This is a genomic window from Escherichia sp. HH41S (assembly GCF_009820115.1).
Classification (GTDB): Bacteria; Pseudomonadota; Gammaproteobacteria; order Enterobacterales; family Enterobacteriaceae; genus Escherichia; species Escherichia coli_F.
The window spans coordinates 286,749-302,683 of sequence record NZ_VNXE01000086.1; the positions used below are offsets into that span (position 1 = coordinate 286,749).

Annotated in this window: 16 protein-coding genes; 4 read left to right on the forward strand and 12 right to left on the reverse strand. The window is 52.5% G+C overall.

The window, feature by feature from the left end; all coding sequences use genetic code 11:
- Window positions 1–11: 11 nt before the first annotated feature.
- Genes recJ through xerD form a run of 3 tightly spaced genes read right to left on the reverse strand, consistent with a single transcriptional unit; the run spans window position 12 to window position 3,382 of the window.
- A complete protein-coding gene (gene recJ, locus FQZ95_RS17340) occupies window positions 12–1,745 on the reverse strand; it encodes a single-stranded-DNA-specific exonuclease RecJ (protein WP_105276709.1) in 1,734 nt (577 codons plus the stop codon).
- 5 nt (window positions 1,746–1,750) lie between these two features.
- Window positions 1,751–2,461 (reverse strand): bifunctional protein-disulfide isomerase/oxidoreductase DsbC, encoded by a 711-nt coding sequence (gene dsbC, locus FQZ95_RS17345; RefSeq protein ID WP_105276710.1) that lies wholly within the window; start codon window positions 2,459–2,461, stop codon window positions 1,751–1,753.
- A gap of 24 nt (window positions 2,462–2,485) precedes the next feature.
- Window positions 2,486–3,382: a site-specific tyrosine recombinase XerD gene (xerD, locus tag FQZ95_RS17350; RefSeq protein WP_000806638.1), complete on the reverse strand. Its 897-nt coding sequence runs from the start codon at window positions 3,380–3,382 to the stop codon at window positions 2,486–2,488.
- Window positions 3,383–3,493: 111 nt separating this feature from the next.
- On the opposite strand from xerD, the gene fldB reads away from it, so the two are divergent.
- Window positions 3,494–4,015, forward strand: coding sequence for a flavodoxin FldB (gene fldB / locus FQZ95_RS17355; RefSeq protein ID WP_001055865.1), 522 nt, complete (start codon window positions 3,494–3,496; stop codon window positions 4,013–4,015).
- A gap of 39 nt (window positions 4,016–4,054) precedes the next feature.
- Here the strand turns inward: fldB and FQZ95_RS17360 are convergent, their stop codons facing one another.
- Window positions 4,055–4,462: a protein YgfX gene (locus FQZ95_RS17360; protein WP_000244774.1), complete on the reverse strand. Its 408-nt coding sequence runs from the start codon at window positions 4,460–4,462 to the stop codon at window positions 4,055–4,057.
- Window positions 4,443–4,709 carry an FAD assembly factor SdhE gene (gene sdhE / locus FQZ95_RS17365; protein ID WP_000354046.1) on the reverse strand — a complete coding sequence of 89 codons (267 nt, stop codon included), beginning with the start codon at window positions 4,707–4,709 and terminating at the stop codon, window positions 4,443–4,445. The genes FQZ95_RS17360 and sdhE overlap by 20 nt, the downstream gene beginning before the upstream one ends.
- Before the next feature lie 251 nt (window positions 4,710–4,960).
- On the opposite strand from sdhE, the gene ygfZ reads away from it, so the two are divergent.
- Complete coding sequence (ygfZ, locus tag FQZ95_RS17370) at window positions 4,961–5,941, forward strand: tRNA-modifying protein YgfZ (RefSeq protein WP_032171975.1); 981 nt, start codon at window positions 4,961–4,963, stop codon at window positions 5,939–5,941.
- Between the two features lie 194 nt (window positions 5,942–6,135).
- Here the strand turns inward: ygfZ and trhA are convergent, their stop codons facing one another.
- Window positions 6,136–6,795 carry a PAQR family membrane homeostasis protein TrhA gene (gene trhA, locus FQZ95_RS17375; RefSeq protein ID WP_000250274.1) on the reverse strand — a complete coding sequence of 220 codons (660 nt, stop codon included), beginning with the start codon at window positions 6,793–6,795 and terminating at the stop codon, window positions 6,136–6,138.
- Between the two features lie 163 nt (window positions 6,796–6,958).
- Window positions 6,959–7,270: a N(4)-acetylcytidine aminohydrolase gene (yqfB, locus tag FQZ95_RS17380; protein WP_001182952.1), complete on the reverse strand. Its 312-nt coding sequence runs from the start codon at window positions 7,268–7,270 to the stop codon at window positions 6,959–6,961.
- Between the two features lie 44 nt (window positions 7,271–7,314).
- Here yqfB and bglA point away from each other — a divergent pair, with 44 nt between their 5' ends.
- Window positions 7,315–8,748 carry a 6-phospho-beta-glucosidase BglA gene (gene bglA, locus FQZ95_RS17385; RefSeq protein ID WP_157944747.1) on the forward strand — a complete coding sequence of 478 codons (1,434 nt, stop codon included), beginning with the start codon at window positions 7,315–7,317 and terminating at the stop codon, window positions 8,746–8,748.
- Between the two features lie 56 nt (window positions 8,749–8,804).
- On the opposite strand, the gene FQZ95_RS17390 is transcribed toward bglA, so the two are convergent.
- The 4 genes from FQZ95_RS17390 to gcvT form a co-directional block, all read right to left on the reverse strand.
- The gene (locus tag FQZ95_RS17390) at window positions 8,805–9,548 is read right to left on the reverse strand and encodes an SDR family oxidoreductase (protein WP_000150658.1); all 744 of its coding nucleotides are present in this window, start codon (window positions 9,546–9,548) and stop codon (window positions 8,805–8,807) included.
- A 233-nt stretch (window positions 9,549–9,781) separates the two neighbouring features.
- Window positions 9,782–12,655, reverse strand: coding sequence for an aminomethyl-transferring glycine dehydrogenase (gene gcvP, locus FQZ95_RS17395; RefSeq protein WP_039021535.1), 2,874 nt, complete (start codon window positions 12,653–12,655; stop codon window positions 9,782–9,784).
- 117 nt (window positions 12,656–12,772) lie between these two features.
- A complete protein-coding gene (gene gcvH / locus FQZ95_RS17400; RefSeq protein ID WP_001295377.1) occupies window positions 12,773–13,162 on the reverse strand; it encodes a glycine cleavage system protein GcvH in 390 nt (129 codons plus the stop codon).
- 22 nt (window positions 13,163–13,184) lie between these two features.
- The gene (gene gcvT / locus FQZ95_RS17405) at window positions 13,185–14,279 is read right to left on the reverse strand and encodes a glycine cleavage system aminomethyltransferase GcvT (protein WP_044713457.1); all 1,095 of its coding nucleotides are present in this window, start codon (window positions 14,277–14,279) and stop codon (window positions 13,185–13,187) included.
- Window positions 14,280–14,568: 289 nt separating this feature from the next.
- Between gcvT and FQZ95_RS17410 the strand changes: the two genes are divergently transcribed.
- Complete coding sequence (locus tag FQZ95_RS17410) at window positions 14,569–14,652, forward strand: hypothetical protein (RefSeq protein ID WP_122633141.1); 84 nt, start codon at window positions 14,569–14,571, stop codon at window positions 14,650–14,652.
- Window positions 14,653–14,725: 73 nt separating this feature from the next.
- Here FQZ95_RS17410 and ubiI read toward each other — a convergent pair whose 3' ends face one another.
- Window positions 14,726–15,928: an FAD-dependent 2-octaprenylphenol hydroxylase gene (gene ubiI, locus FQZ95_RS17415; protein ID WP_105287658.1), complete on the reverse strand. Its 1,203-nt coding sequence runs from the start codon at window positions 15,926–15,928 to the stop codon at window positions 14,726–14,728.
- Between the last annotated feature and the right edge of the window lie 7 nt (window positions 15,929–15,935).

The following is a 15,935-nucleotide window of genomic DNA, read 5'->3' on the forward strand; positions in this document are numbered from 1 at the left end:
ATAATATGACGCTAAATTGGCCAGATATTGTCGATGATAATTTGCAGGCTGCGGTTGCCGCGAAACTCGTTGATATCCAGCTTGTAAGCCAGTTGCACTTCGCGCACGCCGTTATCCGGCCAGAGGGCGGTATCGACATTAAAAGCAATACCGTCCAGCAGCGGACCGCCGCCGACCGGTTCGACCATGACTTTCAAATGACGCTCGCCCACCAGCCGCTGTTGCAGCAGACGGAAATGACCGTCAAACAGCGGCTCCGGGAACATCTGCCCCCACGGGCCAGCATCGCGCAGCAGCTGCGCCACTTCCATGGTCATTTCGGCTGGGCTTAGCGGACCGTCTGACACCACTTCGCCTTGCAATAGCGAAGGGTCCAGCCACTCAGTAACCAGTTCGCCAAACCGTTGCTGAAAGAGTTCGAATTTATCCTCTTCCAGCGACAGGCCTGCCGCCATCGCATGACCGCCAAACTTCAGCATCATGCCGGGGTAGAGTGTGTCTAGCCGCTCCAGCGCATCACGCATATGCAGCCCCTGAATGGAGCGACCGGAACCTTTCAGCGTACCGTCACCCGCAGGCGCAAAAGCGATAACCGGACGGTGAAAACGCTCTTTAATACGCGAAGCCAGAATACCGACAACGCCCTGATGCCATTCCGGGTGATACATTGCCAGCCCGCCGGGTAGCGTGTCGCGGCTGCGCTCCAGTTTCTCGCACAGGGTCAGGGCTTCAACCTGCATTCCCTGTTCGATCTCTTTTCGCGTCTGGTTTAGCGCATCGAGTTCATTTGCCAGTACTCGCGCTTCGCCGATATTGTCGCACAGCAACAGCGCCACACCAACGGACATATCATCCAGTCTCCCGGCTGCATTGAGACGTGGCCCCAGCGCAAAACCTAAATCGCTGGCGGCGAGTTTTTGCGCATCGCGGTTGGCCACTTCCAGCAACGCTTTAATCCCTGGACGGCACTTTCCGGCACGGATGCGACTCATCCCCTGCCAGGTCAGAATGCGATTATTAGCATCCAGCGGCACGACGTCCGCCACTGTCCCCAACGCGACCAGATCCAGCAGTTCTGCCAGGTTAGGAATTGCGATGCCGCGCTCATCAAACCAGCCCTGATCGCGCAAAAAGGTGCGCAGCGCCAGCATCAGATAAAACGCCACCCCCACGCCTGCCAGTGATTTCGACGGGAAATTGCAGTCGCGCAAGTTAGGGTTAATGATCGCTTTCGCCGCGGGTAATGTTTCGCCCGGCAAATGGTGATCGGTAACAATAACCGGAATGCCCAACGATCGAGCATGTTCAACCCCCGTATGGGAGGAAATGCCGTTATCCACCGTGACAATTAACTGCGCGCCACGGGCATGGGCCTGATCGACCACTTCCGGGCTTAAGCCGTAACCGTCTTCGAAACGGTTTGGTACCAGGTAGTCGATATTGCTGCAACCAAGCGAGCGCATCGCCAGCACGCTTAGAGCCGTGCTGGTGGCACCGTCGGCGTCGAAGTCACCGACCACCATAATCCGCGTTCCTTCGCGAAAAGCGTTGTAAAGGATCTCAACGGCCTTTTCGACGCCGCTCAGTTGCTGCCAGGGCAGCATACCTTTAACACTGCGTTCCAGTTCTTGCGCACTGCGTACTCCCCGGCTGGCATATAAACGGCGCAGCAAGGGAGGCAATTCAGCGGGCAAGTCTGCCGTTTCATCGACTTCACGGCGACGAAGTTGTATCTGTTGTTTCACGCGAATTATTTACCGCTGGTCATTTTTTGGTGTTCGTCGAGGAATTCTTTCATCTCTTTCGGCGGCTGGTAACCCGGAACAAGTGTGCCATTGCTCAGCACAATTGCCGGAGTGCCACTAACGCCAAGCTGGACGCCAAGTGCGTAATGATCGGCAATATCGATATCGCAACTTGCCGGAGTGGCAGCTTTACCCGCCATCACATCATCAAACGCTTTCTTTTTATCTTTCGCACACCAGATGGCTTTCATTTGTTGCTCAGCCTGGCTCTCCAGCCCCTGGCGAGGGAAAGCAAGATAACGCACGGTGATCCCCAGCGCGTTGTAGTCTGCCATTTGCTCATGCAGTTTGTGGCAGTAACCACAGGTAATATCAGTAAACACGGTAATGACGTGTTTTTCCTGCGGCGCTTTATAAACGATCATCTCGTTTTCAAGCGCGTTCAGTTGCTTTAACAGCATCTTATTGGTGACATTGACCGGAGCCGTTCCGCTAACGTCATACATTGGCCCCTGAATGATATGTTTACCGTCATCGGTGATGTACAACACACCGCTGTTAGTCAGAACTGTCTTCATGCCAGCCACGGGTGCAGGCTGAATATCGCTGCTTTTGATGCCCATTTTGGCTAACGTCTGTTGAATTACCGCGTCATCCGCCTGAGCAAAGCCTGAAAACGCCGCCAACAACGTAAATAACATAAAACCTTTCTTCATAAATCTTCCCGTTCTTTTCAGACATCACGCCCGCGGGTGATGCTGTTGATGAAGTTGCCGCAGTCGCTCGGTAGCGACATGCGTATAAATTTGCGTGGTGGAGAGATCGCTGTGGCCCAGTAGCATCTGCACCACGCGTAAATCCGCACCATGATTTAATAAATGAGTGGCAAAAGCGTGACGCAACACATGCGGTGACAGCTTTTCGCTGTCGATACCCGCCAGCACAGCATAATGTTTAATGCGGTGCCAGAAGGTTTGTCTCGTCATCTGCTGCGCGCGCTGACTGGGAAACAACACGTCAATTGACACACCGTTTAGCAACCACGGTCGCCCGTGTTCCAGATAAGTTTCCAGCCAGTAAACCGCCTCTTCACCTAACGGCACAAGGCGTTCTTTGTTGCCTTTACCAATGACCCGCACTACGCCCTGACGCAGGCTGATATCACTCATTGTCAGCCCGACCAGTTCAGAGACTCGCAGCCCGGTAGCATACAACACTTCAAGCATGGCTTTATCGCGCAGCTCCAGTGGCTGATCAATTAATGGTGCCTGTAATAATCGTTCGACCTGCGCTTCGCTTAAATCTTTTGGCAAACGCTGGGGCAATTTCGGCGAAGCGAGATGCGCGCTGGGATCGTCTTCACGAAACTTTTCGCGATAAAGATACTGGAACAATCGGCGCACTGCACTCAGCAAACGCGCTGAGCTGGTGGCTTTATACCCACCCTCCAGCCGTTCTGCCAGTAATGCCTGCAAATCGTCACTTTGCGCCGTCGCCAGCGTCAACCCGCGGTGATGCAACCACTCCACCATCATTGACAGATCGCGACGGTATGCGTTCAACGTATTTTCAGCCAGATTTTTTTCCAGCCACAGAGCATCAAGAAACTGCTCGATGCGTGCCAGATCCTGTTTCACTTGCGCCCCTTATGGTCACTCATTTGATCCATTATGCCTTATTGTGCCGTGACTAAAGCGATTCTGATACACTAGCCGCAAAAGCCACAGCAGAATCGAGAAGCTTACGTTATGAATATGGGTCTTTTTTACGGTTCCAGCACCTGTTACACCGAAATGGCGGCAGAAAAAATCCGCGATATTATCGGCCCAGAACTGGTGACCTTACATAACCTCAAGGACGACTCCCCGAAATTAATGGAGCAGTACGATGTGCTCATTCTGGGTATCCCGACCTGGGATTTTGGCGAAATCCAGGAAGACTGGGAAGCCATCTGGGATCAGCTCGACGACCTGAATCTCGAAGGTAAAATTGTTGCGCTGTATGGGCTTGGCGATCAACTGGGGTACGGCGAGTGGTTCCTCGATGCGCTCGGCATGCTGCATGACAAACTCTCGACCAAAGGCGTGAAGTTCGTCGGCTACTGGCCAACGGAAGGATATGAGTTTACCAGCCCGAAACCGGTGATTGCTGACGGGCAACTGTTCGTGGGTCTGGCACTGGACGAAACTAACCAGTATGACCTTAGCGACGAGCGTATTCAGAGCTGGTGCGAGCAAATCCTCAACGAAATGGCAGAGCATTACGCCTGATGTCACTGACGGCTTAGCACACAGCCTTTGCCGTCATCTTTATCTTTGCGTCTCTTGTTGCAACAAAATCCGCCGTAAATCCCGCCATTCGGCTTCGTCCATGCTGTCGGCTGCCAGCCACAAGTGCTGACGTTTACCGCTATCAGAACGTAAACGCAACATCATGCCGCTTTTAATCATCCACGGCGCTTTGACGATGCACCACTCCTGCCCTTGCCAACGCAAACGCCCGTCCATCAACAGGCGAATTTCCCCCTGGCGGGCATTAATGCGTCGCTGGCTGCGAACGCAATCAAACACCACCAGCGAAAGTAACACCATCCATAACGGGGTGTAACTTAACGGCCAGGGCATGAGTAAAATAACAGCGGCAACCAGCCCATGAATCAGCAAGGAAAGCCACTGCGCGCGCCAGGAGACGCGCAGATCAGATTGCCACAGGACCACGTTCCCGGTTCCGTGTCTGGATGAGTCGGACCATCATTTCCAGTTCTGCATCGGCCGGTTTACCATGATTCATCAGCCAGTTGAACAGATCGGGATCGTCACATTCCAGCAGACGAATAAAGATGCGTTTTTCGTCATCACTTAAGCTGTCGTACTCATGTTCGAAAAACGGCATGATTGAAATATCGAGTTCGCGCATACCACGGCGGCATGCCCAGTGAATGCGGGCTTTGTTATTAATGTCCATCTTCTTCCTGTCTCACGAAAATCCAGTACCAGGCTATTGTAACGTGTTTTTCGACTTCTTTTGCGGGAATATCAGTAAACACAATCGCGATCGCGAAATTAACCCACAATATTTCAAGGGCTTCATTTTTTTGGTAGTCGCCTCGCAAAGCATATCAGAAGGCACAGATCGCGTAGTGAAAGCACTTGCATTGCCTCATAGCTCTTTTACCATTAGTCATAAATACGCCGTTTGTAAAACAGGACTCCATTATGGCTTTTACACCTTTTCCTCCCCGTCAGCCTACGGCTTCTGCCCGTTTACCGCTGACGCTGATGACGCTTGATGACTGGGCGCTTGCCACCATTACTGGCGCGGACAGCGAAAAATATATGCAGGGTCAGGTGACAGCAGATGTCAGCCAGATGACAGAAGATCAGCACCTGCTCGCCGCCCATTGCGACGCCAAAGGCAAAATGTGGAGCAATTTACGTCTGTTCCGCGACGGCGATGGCTTTGCGTGGATTGAACGGCGCAGCGTGCGCGAGTCACAACTGACTGAACTGAAAAAATATGCGGTGTTCTCTAAAGTGACCATCGCGCCAGACGATGAACGTGTGCTGCTTGGTGTTGCCGGTTTTCAGGCACGCGCTGCGCTGGCTAACCTCTTTAGTGAATTACCTTCGAAGGAAAAGCAGGTTATCAGAGAAGGTGCGACTACCCTGCTATGGTTTGAACACCCAGCAGAACGTTTCCTGATCGTAACCGATGAAGCTACCGCCAATACGCTGACCGATAAACTGCGCGGTGAAGCAGAACTGAACAATAGCCAACAGTGGCTGGCATTAAACATTGAAGCGGGTTTTCCGGTGATTGATGCCGCCAACAGCGGGCAGTTTATCCCACAGGCGACCAACCTCCAGGCGCTGGGCGGCATCAGCTTTAAAAAAGGCTGTTATACCGGACAAGAGATGGTGGCACGAGCTAAATTCCGCGGTGCCAACAAACGTGCCCTCTGGCTGCTGGCAGGTAGCGCCAGCCGACTGCCGGAAGCGGGTGAAGATTTAGAGCTGAAAATGGGCGAGAACTGGCGTCGTACCGGTACGGTGCTGGCTGCGGTAAAACTGGAAGATGGTCAGGTCGTGGTACAGGTCGTCATGAATAACGATATGGAACCGGACAGCATCTTCCGCGTACGTGACGATGCGAATACATTGCATATCGAGCCGCTGCCGTATTCGCTCGAAGAGTAAATCTCTGTATCGCTCCGGCGACTATTGCCTGATGCGACGCTGACGCGTCTTATCATGCCTGGGATTTGGTGCCTTTATCACACCAAGGACGCGGCCCGTAGGCCGGATAAGGCGTTCACGCCGCATCCGGCAGTTGCGATCCGATGCCTGATGCGACGCTGACGCGTCTTATCAGGCCTACAAAGGCACACCCATTACGCCTGCCCAATATACAAATAGATCGCCAGAAAGTGGCACACGCTGCCGCCGAGCACAAAGCCGTGCCAGATGGCATGATTGTACGGAATGCGTTTGCAGACATAGAAAATCACCCCGAGCGAATAAACCACTCCGCCTACCGCCAGTAAGGTAACACTGCCCGCCGCGAGCTTAACTGCCATTTCATAAATTACCACCAGCGACAGCCAGCCCATCGCCAGATAGGTCACCAGAGATAAAATTTTGAATCGGTGCGCGATGGTCAGTTTAAACAGAATACCCAGCAATGCCAGGCTCCAGATAACAATCATCAACCCGCGCGCTAACGGAGAATCCAACCCCACCAGCAAAAAAGGCGTATAGGTTCCGGCAATCAACAGATAAATAGCGCAGTGGTCAAATTTCTTCAGCCACATTTTTGCCCGTTGATGAGGAATGGCGTGATACAGCGTCGAAGCGAGGAACAGCAGGATCATACTGCCGCCATAGAGGCTGTAACTGGTTATCGCTGTGGCGCTGGCATTGAGATCCACCGCCTGAACCAGTAGCAACACCAGCCCAACGATACCAAACACCAACCCAATGCCGTGACTGACGCTGTTGGCAATTTCCTCTGCCAGCGAATATCCCTGCTTAATGAGGGGCTTCTGAACCATAACTTACTCCGGAGAAACGTACACGCACATGTATACCTCTCCAGCGTAACTGAGAATAGTTCCAGTGAACACCTGTTAGCTAAAATAAATTCTGATTTGAGACTAATCTCCGAAAAATCATGAAATTAAATGCGAAATTTCAACTAACAGGCGTGAGTTCAATTTAAAGGCATTTAAATTCAATCACATAAAACTGTGTCTGGCCGGGATAGATATCGGCAATGACCTTTTTCAGATCAGTCAGGGTCATATTTTCCTGCTCTGCATGTTTTTCCGTCAGTGTATCCAGCGTTACGGTTGAGGTTGCGGTGACTTCAATCGTGCAAAAATAACCGTCATCTTCAAAACGCCCGACACGAAGCACATCACCCGTTTTGAAGTGCGATTCAGACTCGTCGCGGATGGTGATGGTTTTACGACCAGCCAGAATGTCATCCTGGAAACGTTGAAAAAAAGTGATGTCGTTTGGCTGCATGGTACTATTTCCTGTAAGAATTGACTCATCTGGAGCCTATGATAGTGAAAAAACTCACCTTACCGAAAGATTTCTTATGGGGCGGCGCAGTTGCCGCTCATCAGGTCGAAGGCGGCTGGAACAAAGGCGGCAAAGGGCCGAGCATTTGTGACGTTCTGACCGGTGGCGCACACGGCGTGCCGCGCGAAATCACCAAAGAAGTCTTGCCAGGAAAATACTATCCAAACCATGAAGCCGTTGATTTTTATGGTCACTACAAGGAAGACATCAAGCTATTTGCCGAAATGGGCTTCAAATGTTTTCGCACTTCCATCGCCTGGACGCGCATTTTCCCAAAAGGTGATGAAACTCAGCCAAACGAAGAAGGGCTGAAGTTCTACGATGATATGTTCGATGAACTGCTGAAATACAACATCGAACCGGTGATCACCCTCTCCCACTTTGAAATGCCGCTGCATCTGGTGCAGCAATACGGTAGCTGGACTAACCGTAAAGTGGTTGATTTCTTTGTACGTTTCGCGGAAGTGGTATTTGAACGCTATAAGCATAAAGTCAAATACTGGATGACCTTCAACGAAATTAACAACCAGCGTAACTGGCGTGCACCGCTGTTCGGTTACTGCTGCTCTGGCGTGGTGTATACCGAACATGAAAACCCGGAAGAGACGATGTATCAGGTGCTGCATCACCAGTTTGTCGCCAGCGCCCTGGCAGTGAAAGCCGCGCGTCGCATTAACCCGGAGATGAAAGTCGGCTGTATGCTGGCGATGGTGCCGCTCTATCCTTACTCCTGTAACCCGGACGATGTGATGTTCGCTCAGGAGTCGATGCGCGAACGCTACGTCTTTACCGATGTGCAGCTACGCGGCTATTACCCGTCGTATGTGTTGAACGAGTGGGAGCGTCGCGGATTTAACATCAAAATGGAAGACGGCGATCTCGATGTACTGCGTGAAGGCACGTGCGATTATCTTGGTTTCAGCTATTACATGACCAACGCAGTGAAGGCCGAAGGCGGCACCGGCGATGCGATCTCTGGTTTTGAAGGCAGCGTACCGAACCCATTTGTTAAGGCTTCGGACTGGGGCTGGCAGATTGATCCGGTGGGTCTGCGTTACGCACTTTGCGAACTGTATGAGCGTTACCAGAAGCCGCTGTTTATTGTCGAAAACGGTTTTGGCGCTTACGACAAAGTGGAAGAAGATGGCAGCATCAACGACGACTACCGCATTGATTACCTGCGAGCTCATATTGAAGAGATGAAAAAGGCGGTGACTTACGATGGCGTGGATCTGATGGGCTACACGCCGTGGGGTTGCATCGACTGCGTGTCGTTCACCACCGGGCAGTACAGCAAACGCTACGGCTTTATCTATGTGAATAAACATGACGACGGTACTGGCGATATGTCGCGTTCACGTAAGAAGAGCTTTGACTGGTACAAAGAGGTGATTGCCAGCAACGGCGAGAAGTTTTAAGTCGATGAAGTACCGGATGCAATACTCGTTGCATCCGGTCAGATAACTTTCCTGTTTTATTTTCCACCCGCCAAATCGATAAAACTTCCCGTGACATAAGAGGCTTTATCACTTAACAGCCAGACGATGGCCTGCGCGACCTCTTCCGCCTGTCCGCCACGCTGCATGGGGATGTTCGACTTAACGCGATCAACGCGTCCAGGTTCGCCACCGCTGGCGTGCATTTCGGTATAAATAAACCCTGGCCGCACGCCGTTAACGCGGATCCCCTGCGCGGCGACTTCCAGTGACAGCCCTGTGGTTAACGTATCAATCGCCCCTTTCGATGCCGCATAGTCAACGTATTCTCCCGGCGATCCCAGCCGTGAAGCCACTGACGAGACATTGACGATAGCACCGCCATTACCGCCGTTCTTAAGCGCCATGCGCTTTACCGCCTCGCGGCAGCAGAGAAAATATCCCGTCACATTGGTGGAAAGTACCCGGTTGATTCGCTCTGCGGTAAGGTTTTCTACGGTGCACTGGGTAAACAAGATCCCGGCGTTATTGACCAGCGCGGCTAGCGGTTCATCGTGCTGATCGATTGCTGTAAACATTGCGATGACCTGATTTTCGTCGCTGATATCCGCCTGAAGCACGAATGCCTTGCCACCGGCTTGCGTGATTAACTTCACCACTTCCTGCGCCGCGTGGAGGTTTTGCTGATAATTAACCGCCACCGTATACCCTTCTTGCGCCAACAGTAATGCAGTTGCCCGCCCGATGCCGCGACTGCCACCGGTCACAAGTGCTATAGTCATTTGTTTTCCTAAAAAAATAAAGGCGCCGAAGCGCCTTTCAAATTATTGATGACAAAGTGCTTTTATTATGCCGGATGCGGCGTGAACGCCTTATCCAGCCTACAAGATCGTGCAAATTCAATACATTGCACAGACTATGTAGGCCTGATAAACGAGGTGCATCAGGCAATGTTGAGTTTGACATCAGTGTCAAAGGCGCCGAAGCGCCTTTAGAAGATAGTCGAATCAGTAAATTACTGGTATTCGCTAATCGGTACGCAGGAGCAGAACAGGTTACGGTCCCCGTAAACATCATCCAGACGTTTCACTGTCGGCCAGTATTTATCTGCCACGCCTGCCGGGAATACTGCAACTTCACGGCTGTACGGATGCGCCCACTCGGCGACCAGTTCGCTCTGAATGTGCGGAGCATTCACCAGCGGGTTATCTTCCAGCGGCCAGACACCGGCTTTCACCTGGTCAATTTCTGCGCGGATAGCCAGCATCGCGTCGATAAAGCGATCCAGTTCCACTTTGCTTTCAGATTCAGTCGGTTCTACCATCAGCGTCCCCGCCACCGGGAACGACATGGTCGGCGCGTGGAAACCATAGTCGATCAGACGCTTGGCAATATCCAGCTCGCTGATGCCGGTTTCTTCTTTCAACGGGCGAATATCGAGAATACATTCGTGCGCCACGCGACCATCGCGACCGGTATACAGCACCGGGAAGGCATCCTGCAGGCGGCTGGCAATATAGTTGGCGTTGAGGATTGCCACCTGGCTTGCTTTTTTCAGCCCTTCTGCGCCCATCATGCGGATGTACATCCAGCTAATTGGCAGAATAGAAGCGCTACCGAACGGTGCCGCAGAAACCGCGCCCTGACGGGTTAACATGCCTTCGATTTGCACCACGCTATGACCCGGAACAAACGGTGCCAAATGCGCTTTCACGCCGATCGGTCCCATACCCGGACCACCACCGCCGTGCGGAATGCAGAAAGTTTTATGCAGGTTAAGGTGCGAAACGTCCGCGCCAATAAAGCCCGGCGAAGTGATGCCAACCTGGGCGTTCATGTTCGCGCCATCAAGGTAAACCTGACCGCCGAACTGATGCACGATTTCACACACTTCACGGATCGTTTCTTCGTACACGCCGTGGGTGGAAGGATAGGTCACCATAATGCAGGAGAGATTATCGCCCGCCTGCTCCGCTTTCGCGCGCAGGTCAGTCAGATCGATGTTGCCGTTTTTATCACACGCCACAACCACCACCTGCATTCCTGCCATATGCGCGGAAGCCGGGTTAGTGCCATGCGCAGAAGCCGGGATCAGGCAGATATCGCGATGTCCTTCGTTGCGGCTTTCATGATAATGACGAATCGCCAGCAGCCCCGCGTATTCGCCCTGAGCGCCAGAGTTCGGCTGCATACAGACGGCGTCGTAACCGGTCAGTTTCACCAGCCAGTCAGCCAGTTGCGCGATCATCTGCTGATAACCTTCGGCCTGTTCCGGCGGGCAGAACGGGTGCAGTTCGGCAAATTCCGGCCAGGTGATTGGGATCATCTCGGCGGCGGCGTTCAGTTTCATGGTGCAGGAACCCAGCGGGATCATCGCCTGATTCAGCGCCAGATCTTTACGCTCCAGCGAGTGCATATAGCGCATCATTTCGGTTTCGCTGTGGTAGCGATTAAACACCGGATGGGTGAGCATTTCGTCATCGCGCAGCATTGCAGGCTGAATAGAACGGCTGTCGTGAGCCACGTCTTTGTCCAGCGTGTCGATGTCCAGTCCGTGATTATCGCCCAGCAGTACGCTGAAAAGCTGCATCACGTTTTCGCGCGTGGTGGTTTCATCAAGGGTGATCCCCACCGCATTCAGAATATCGCTACGCAGGTTGATTTCAGCCGCTTCGGCACGCGCCAGCACGCCCGCTTTGTCGGCCACTTCCAAACACAAAGTATCGAAATAGTGCGCATGGCGCAGCTTCTGACCTTTTTGTTGCAGACCTGCAGCCAGGATATCAGTAAGACGGTGGATGCGGTTAGCGATACGTTTCAGGCCAACCGGACCGTGATAAACGGCATACAGGCTGGCGATGTTTGCCAGCAGTACCTGGGAAGTACAAATGTTGGAGTTCGCTTTCTCACGGCGAATATGTTGCTCGCGAGTCTGCATCGCCATGCGCAGCGCGGTATTGCCCGCAGCATCTTTCGATACACCAATAATACGGCCCGGCATTGAGCGTTTGTATTCATCTTTCGCCGCAAAGAATGCCGCGTGCGGGCCACCGTAGCCCATCGGTACGCCAAAGCGTTGCGCCGAACCAAAGACAATATCCGCGCCCTGTTTACCCGGCGCAGTTAACAGCACCAGCGCCATAATATCGGCGGCAACGCTGACCACAATTTTGCGTGATTTCAGTTCGCTGATAAGCGCGGTGTAGTCGTGAATTTCACCGGTAGTGCCGACCTGCTGTAACAGCACGCCGAAGACGTCCTGGTGATCCAGCACTTTTTGCGCGTCATCGACAATCACTTCAAAACCAAAGGTTTCGGCACGAGTACGTACCACATCCAGCGTTTGCGGATGCACGTCAGAAGCAACAAAGAAGCGGTTGGCATTTTTCAGTTTGCTGACGCGTTTCGCCATCGCCATTGCTTCGGCGGCAGCGGTGGCTTCGTCAAGAAGAGAAGCCGAAGCCATATCCAGGCCAGTCAAATCCAGCGTTACCTGCTGGAAGTTGAGCAGTGCTTCAAGGCGGCCCTGGGAGACTTCAGGTTGATACGGAGTATACGCGGTATACCAGCCCGGATTTTCCAGCATGTTACGCAGGATAACCGGCGGTAACTGCACGGCGGTGTAACCCATGCCGATGTAAGACGTGAAGCGTTTATTGCGACTGGCAATAGCCTTGAGTTCCGCCAGCGCGGCGTATTCGGTCGCCGGTGCGCCAACCTGCGGCGGGGTCGCAAGCTGAATATCTTTCGGCACAATCTGGCCGGTCAGCGCGTTTAACGATTGTGCGCCAACGGCATTCAGCATTTCTTGCTGTTGCGCGGCGTCCGGTCCGATATGGCGTTCAATAAAAGCGCCGCTGTTTTCAAGCTGGCTTAACGTCTGTGTCATGAGCGATGGTTCCTGAAACGTGCAGTGAATTGTGAACCTCTCTCCTTGCGAAGAGAGTGAGGGTGAGGCGTAAATATCCTCACCCCGATCCTCTCCCGCAGAAGAGGAATAAAGCCGTTACTCGTCTTCTAACAATGCTTCGTATGCGGTCGCATCCAGCAGTGATTCCAGTTCGCTTTCATCGCTGGCTTTGATTTTAAAGATCCAGCCGCCTGCATACGGTTCGCTGTTCACCAGTTCCGGGGAATCGCTGAGTGCGTCGTTTACCGCCACGATTTCACCGCTTACTGGCGCATAAATGTCTGACGCCGCTTTTACCGATTCGGCAACCGCGCAGTCATCGCCCGCGCTAACTGTTGCGCCCACTTCCGGCAGGTCAACAAACACCATATCGCCTAACAGCTCCTGAGCGTGCTCAGTGATGCCAACAGTGTAAGTGCCGTCGGCTTCTTTACGCAGCCATTCGTGTTCTTTGCTGTATTTCAGTTCTGCTGGTACGTTGCTCATCAATTAATCTCCAAAAAGTAAATCACGCGACGGCTTTGCCGTTACGCACAAAAACAGGTTTCGTCACTTTTACCGGCATTTCACGGTTGCGAATTTGCACAATCGCCGTTTCGCCAATACCTTCCGGCACGCGTGCCAGCGCAATGCTGTAACCCAACGTCGGGGAGAAAGTACCGCTGGTGATAATGCCTTCATGCTGATTGCCCTGCGCATCGGTAAAACGTACCGGCAGTTCATTACGCAGCACGCCTTTTTCGGTCATCACCAGACCAACCAGTTTTTCTGTGCCATGTTCACGCTGCGCTTCCAGAGCTTCACGACCGATAAAGTCACGATCAGTCGGTTCCCAGGCGATGGTCCAGCCCATGTTGGCGGCTAAAGGAGAAATAGTTTCGTCCATCTCCTGGCTATACAGATTCATACCCGCTTCCAGACGCAGTGTGTCACGAGCGCCCAGACCGCAGGGCTTAACGCCCGCTTCCACCAGCGCACGCCAGAAATCCGCCGCTTTTTCATTGGGCAGCGCAATTTCGTAGCCCACTTCACCGGTATAACCGGTGGTGGCAATAAACAGATCGCCCGCCTGCACGCCAAAGAAGGGTTTCATCCCTTCCACCGCCTGACGCTGAGCATCATTAAACAGTGTGGCAGCTTTTGCCTGCGCATTCGGCCCTTGTACGGCAATCATGGAGAGGTCATCACGAACGGTAATTTCGATGCCGAAAGGTTCAGCGTGTTGGGTAATCCAGGAGAGGTCTTTTTCGCGGGTGGCGGAGTTAACAACGAGGCGGAAGAAATCTTCAGTAAAGTAGTAGACGATAAGGTCATCTATCACACCGCCAGAGGCATTCAACATCCCCGAGTAAAGGGCTTTGCCGCTTTTGGTGAGCTTCGCCACATCGTTAGCCAGCAGATAACGCAGAAACTCCCGGGTGCGACTGCCGCGAAGATCGACGATGGTCATATGTGACACATCAAACATTCCGGCATCGGTACGTACCGCATGATGTTCGTCGATTTGCGAACCGTAATGCAGCGGCATCATCCAGCCGTGGAAATCCACCATGCGAGCGCCGCAAAGCGTGTGTTGTTCGTACAAAGGAGTCTGTTGTGCCATCTTGTCCTCATTGAATAAGCGGGGCTGACAACTTTTTCATGGTGAAATTATCACCACGAAACCCAGCATCGGAGCCACTCCCGGTCCCCAACGCAATCGTTCTCTTTTCCCTGAACTTACCACCGAAACAGACTGTTAACCATAAGGTAAAATTAAACATCACATTAGCTTATGGTTAAAAAACGTCAAAATTGCAACAGAATAAAAAACCAAAAAACGACCATTCTCTATACAAAGATAATTAGATGAGAAAGTTAATTTGAATAAGACAACATTAAGAACTGAAAAAATGTCAAAAAACACTAAATCAAAAATTCGTGACATTAGAAAATATAATGCGAAAACGGAGGTGAAATTAGTTTATTTCAAATGAGGAAAATCTCCCGGCGAAAAAACCGGGAGATGAAAGTGTGATGGGTATCAAATAAACAGCAGAAGAGAAATTTTTAGCGCAGCCATTCAGGCAAATCGTTTAATCCCATTGCCTGACGGATAAGTTGTGGTTTAACGCCAGGAAGCGTATCGGCCAGTTTCAGGCCAATATCACGCAGCAGTTTTTTCGCCGGATTAGCCCCGGAAAACAGATCGCGGAATCCCTGCATACCTGCCAGCATCAGCGCCGCACTGTGCTTGCGGCTACGCTCATAGCGACGCAGGTAAATGTACTGCCCGATGTCTTTACCCTGACGATGCAACCGTTTCAGTTCAGCAATCAGCTCTGCAGCATCCATAAAGCCGAGATTCACCCCCTGCCCCGCCAACGGGTGAATGGTATGCGCGGCGTCGCCCACCAGCGCCAGACGGTGCGCGGCAAACTGGCGCGCATAACGCCCAGTCAGCGGGAACACCAGACGTTCACTCTCAACCTTGCATAAGCCCAGGCGATTATCAAAAGCGATATTTAACTCGCGGTTAAATTCGTCTTCGCCTGCCTGATGCATCCGCTGTGCTTCCTCTGGGGACAGTGACCAGACAATTGAGCAAAGATGCGGATCGCTAAGCGGCAAAAAGGCCAGAATGCCTTCGCCATGGAAAACCTGTCGCGCCACCGCATCATGCGGTTCTTCCGTGCGAATGGTCGCCACCAGCGCGTGATGCTGATAATCCCAGAAAGTCAGCGGAATATCGGCTTTGTTGCGCAACCAGGAATTAGCGCCGTCTGCGCCAATTACCAGACGCGCCGTTAACATGCTGCCGTCTTTCAGCGTCAGGAAGGTTTCGTTCTCTCCCCAGGCGACCTGCTGTAATTCTGCAGGGGCTAACAGGCTGATATCTGAGGACTGCTGTGCTTTGTTCCACAGCGCGTAGTGAATGACTGAATTTTCAACGATATGCCCAAGATGGCTATAGCCCATGCTTTGATCGTCAAACGAAATGTGACCAAAACTGTCTTTGTCCCACACATCCATGCCGTGATAGCAACTGGCTCTGCGGGAGAGAATCTCCTGCCAGACGCCAAGACGGGTGAGTAATTTTTCGCTGGCGGCATTGATAGCCGAAACGCGCAGTTGTGGTGGTGCATCCGCCGCCAGGGGTTCCGGTACGCGCTGCTCCAGTACGGCAACGCGTAAGCCGCTCCCCTGTAAGCCGCAGGCAACCGCCAGCCCCACCATGCCGCCGCCAACAATGGCTACATCAACACTTTGCATTGTTTAT

Coding starts and splice junctions, on each gene's coding strand:
- gcvT (WP_044713457.1), bottom strand. CDS start 14,279: ATGGCACAACAGACTCCTTTGTACGAACAACACACGCTTTGCGGCGCT.
- gcvP (WP_039021535.1), bottom strand. CDS start 12,655: ATGACACAGACGTTAAGCCAGCTTGAAAACAGCGGCGCTTTTATTGAA.
- FQZ95_RS17410 (WP_122633141.1), top strand. CDS start 14,569: ATGTCAAAAAACACTAAATCAAAAATTCGTGACATTAGAAAATATAAT.
- sdhE (WP_000354046.1), bottom strand. CDS start 4,709: ATGGACATTAATAACAAAGCCCGCATTCACTGGGCATGCCGCCGTGGT.
- fldB (WP_001055865.1), top strand. CDS start 3,494: ATGAATATGGGTCTTTTTTACGGTTCCAGCACCTGTTACACCGAAATG.
- gcvH (WP_001295377.1), bottom strand. CDS start 13,162: ATGAGCAACGTACCAGCAGAACTGAAATACAGCAAAGAACACGAATGG.
- FQZ95_RS17390 (WP_000150658.1), bottom strand. CDS start 9,548: ATGACTATAGCACTTGTGACCGGTGGCAGTCGCGGCATCGGGCGGGCA.
- ygfZ (WP_032171975.1), top strand. CDS start 4,961: ATGGCTTTTACACCTTTTCCTCCCCGTCAGCCTACGGCTTCTGCCCGT.
- yqfB (WP_001182952.1), bottom strand. CDS start 7,270: ATGCAGCCAAACGACATCACTTTTTTTCAACGTTTCCAGGATGACATT.
- ubiI (WP_105287658.1), bottom strand. CDS start 15,928: ATGCAAAGTGTTGATGTAGCCATTGTTGGCGGCGGCATGGTGGGGCTG.
- dsbC (WP_105276710.1), bottom strand. CDS start 2,461: ATGAAGAAAGGTTTTATGTTATTTACGTTGTTGGCGGCGTTTTCAGGC.
- trhA (WP_000250274.1), bottom strand. CDS start 6,795: ATGGTTCAGAAGCCCCTCATTAAGCAGGGATATTCGCTGGCAGAGGAA.